Source organism: Ideonella sp. (assembly GCF_035254525.1).
GTDB lineage: Bacteria > Pseudomonadota > Gammaproteobacteria > Burkholderiales > Burkholderiaceae_C > Ideonella.
The window spans coordinates 1-2,671 of sequence record NZ_DATFAN010000145.1; the positions used below are offsets into that span (position 1 = coordinate 1).

A 2,671-nucleotide genomic window follows, 5' to 3' on the forward strand; every position below is an offset into this window, starting at 1 on the left:
TTTGCCGCAGCGTGGGCTACGACGGGCTGGCCGACTTCAAGCTCAAGCTCGCAGGCAACGTCAACGAGGGGGTGCCTTTCGTCCACCGTTCCGTGGACGAGGACGACAAGCCCGCCGACGTGATCGTGAAGGTGATCGACAACGCGGTCTCTGCGCTGCTCAAGTACCGCAACGACGCCGCCAGCCATGCCTTCGAACGCGCCATCACGGCGCTGGCGGCCGCCGGCAAGGCCGGACGTCGCATCGAGTTCTACGGCGTGGGCAACTCCGGCATCGTGGCGCAGGACGCGCAGCACAAGTTCTTCCGCCTGGGCGTGAACACCATGGCGGTGAGCGACGGCCACGTTCAGGTGATGAGCGCCACCATGCTGCAACCGGGCGACTGCGCCGTGATCATCAGCAACTCGGGGCGCAGCCGCGACCTGCTCGACGCTGCCGACATCGCGCGCCGCAAGGGCGCCACCACCATCCTGATCACGGCCAGCGGCTCGCCGCTGGCGCAGACGGCCCAGGGCAGCAACCAGATCCTGCTCGCCTGCGACCACCCCGAGGACTACGACCGCTACAGCCCGATGGTGTCGCGCCTGCTGCACCTGATCGTGATCGACATCCTGACCACCGCAGTGGCGCTGCGGCTGGGCGGCGAACTGCGGCCGATGCTGCAGGAGATCAAGCGCAACCTGCGCGCCAAGCGCTACACGCAGCCGCAGGGCTGAGGCCCCGGCGAGCTGCGCTCAGGCGGTCGCGGGAGCGGCGTCTTCCAGGTGCAGCAGCGACTCGACGCCGTACAGCTTGGCCAGCGCGGCCAGCTGCGGCGGCGTCTTGCGCACGGCAAAGCCCTTGCCCCAGGCCTGCGCCTGGCGCTCGCATTCGAGCAGCACCGCGATCGCGGCCGAGTCGAACTGCTGCAGGCTGGACGCGTCGATGATGACCTGCGGCTCGCTCTGGCGCCTGAGCGCCTGCGACAGCATCGCCAGCGCGTCGCGCGCTTCCTGGTTGGTGAGGGTGGCGGGCAGCAGCAGCATCGTCATCGGCGGGTCGTGGGTCTCGACTGCCGCCGTCAGCTCTTGGCCGCGGCCGCGTTCTTGTTGCGCTCGGCCAGCTTGGCGATCAGGCCGTCGATGCCGTTGGCGCCGATCTCCTGCGCGAAGCTGTTGCGATAGTTTTCGACGAGCCACACGCCGAGCACGTTGACGTCGTAGATCTTCCAGCCGCTGTCCGTCTTTTCGAGGCGGTAGTCGAGCTGCACCGGATCGCCCTGGCCGCGGATCTCGGTCTTGACCACCACCTCCGGGTCGTCCTTGCTGCCGCGCATCGGCTTGAGCTGCACGCTCTGGTCCTTCACCTGCGCCAGCGCGCCCGAATAGGTGCGCACCAGCAGGATCTTGAACTCGTCCTGCAGGCGCGTCTGCTGCTCCGGCGTGGCCTGGCGCCAGTAGCGGCCGACCGCGGAGGCCGTCATGCGGCGGAAGTCGACGTGCGGCATGACCTTGGCGTCGACCAGGGCGATGATCTTCTGGAGGTCGCCTGCCTTGATCGACTTGTCGGCCTTGACGGCGTCGAGCACCTCGGTGGAGACCTGCTTGATCAGCGCATCGGGTGCCTGTGACTGCGCATGCACGCTGCCCGCCAGCGCCAGCAGCGCCGCGGAGAAGAACAACACGACTCGTCTCGCAAACATTCGATTACCTTTCTGTGGCGTCCTTGCCGGAGCGGATCGCCGTTGGATGGCGCGCGGGGCGCCGAGTTCGACCGATCCGGCAAGCAACGGTGTCTTCAACGCATGGGCCGCATCGCCGGTTGGCCTGTCACGGCTTGGCTGGTGCGGGCTGCGGCGCCGGCTGGCTGGCCGCCGGTGCCGCCGGCTTGGCGCTGTCAGCCGCCGGTGCCGCCGGTTTCTCGCTGACGGGCGGGGGGCCGCCGTCGTCGGTTTCGTTCTTGCCGTCGTCCGGCCGCTGCGGCCCGTCTTCGCCATCGTAGACGAGGCTGCGCCGGCGCTGCAGGTAGGCATCGCGCACGAAGGTGTATTTGTCCAGCGCGATGTCGTCCAGCACCTTGGTGGCTCCCAGCAGTCCGGCGCGCTTGTTGACCAGTTGCAGCCCGGTGATCTCCCACTTCACCGCGCCGTTGCGAAAGACCAGCGCGGGCGACGCCGAGAGGTCCAGCGGCAGCGCGAACGACTCGCGCACGCTGGACGGGCCGAGCACCGGCCACACGACATAGGCGCCGGCGCCGACGCCCCAGCGGCCCAGCGTCTGGCCGAAGTCCTCGTACTGGTGGTCCAGCCCGAACTCGGTCGCGACATCGAGCACGCCGCCGAGTCCGAAGATGGTGTTGGTGCCGAAGCGCACGACGTCGTGCAGGCCGTTGCTGAACTTGCCCTGCAGCAGGTTGTTGATCGCCGACCAGGCATCGGCCGCGTTGCCGAAGAAGTTGTCCACGCCGCTGCGCACCGGTCGCGGCACGACCTCGCTGTAGGTGACGGCCACCGGCTTGATCACGTGCTCGTCGAGCTTCTCGTTGAAGCCGAACACCTTGCGGTTCCACTTCTCCCACGGGTCCAGCCGCTGGCCCGGGGTCTTGGCACCCACGGTGGAGCAGCCCTGCATCAAGCCGGCCGCGACCAGCAGCACGAGCCAGACGACGGCCCGTTGCAGCGAGGTCATTTCTT

4 protein-coding genes are annotated in these 2,671 nt (G+C 68.3%); 1 reads left to right on the forward strand and 3 read right to left on the reverse strand.

What is annotated here, in order from left to right; all coding sequences use genetic code 11:
* Nucleotides 1-716 (forward strand): MurR/RpiR family transcriptional regulator (locus VJ693_RS14640; RefSeq protein ID WP_324155241.1); only part of this gene is annotated, 716 nt, incomplete at its 5' end.
* 18 nt (nt 717-734) lie between these two features.
* Here the strand turns inward: VJ693_RS14640 and VJ693_RS14645 are convergent.
* The 3 genes from VJ693_RS14645 to VJ693_RS14655 form a co-directional block, all read right to left on the reverse strand.
* Nucleotides 735-1,031, reverse strand: coding sequence for an STAS domain-containing protein (locus tag VJ693_RS14645; protein WP_324155242.1), 297 nt, complete (start codon nt 1,029-1,031; stop codon nt 735-737).
* A 29-nt stretch (nt 1,032-1,060) separates the two neighbouring features.
* On the reverse strand, nt 1,061-1,681 hold the full coding sequence (locus VJ693_RS14650; protein WP_324155244.1) for an ABC transporter substrate-binding protein: 621 nt from the start codon (nt 1,679-1,681) through the stop codon (nt 1,061-1,063).
* Nucleotides 1,682-1,808: 127 nt separating this feature from the next.
* Entirely contained in the window at nt 1,809-2,666 is an 858-nt protein-coding gene (locus tag VJ693_RS14655) for an MlaA family lipoprotein (protein ID WP_414652287.1), read from the reverse strand.
* Nucleotides 2,667-2,671: the final 5 nt, after the last annotated feature.

Bases quoted from the DNA above. Each gene is read 5' to 3' on its own strand.
- VJ693_RS14650 (WP_324155244.1), bottom strand. From the start codon at position 1,681: ATGTTTGCGAGACGAGTCGTGTTGTTCTTCTCCGCGGCGCTGCTGGCG.
- VJ693_RS14645 (WP_324155242.1), bottom strand. From the start codon at position 1,031: ATGACGATGCTGCTGCTGCCCGCCACCCTCACCAACCAGGAAGCGCGC.
- VJ693_RS14655 (WP_414652287.1), bottom strand. From the start codon at position 2,666: ATGACCTCGCTGCAACGGGCCGTCGTCTGGCTCGTGCTGCTGGTCGCG.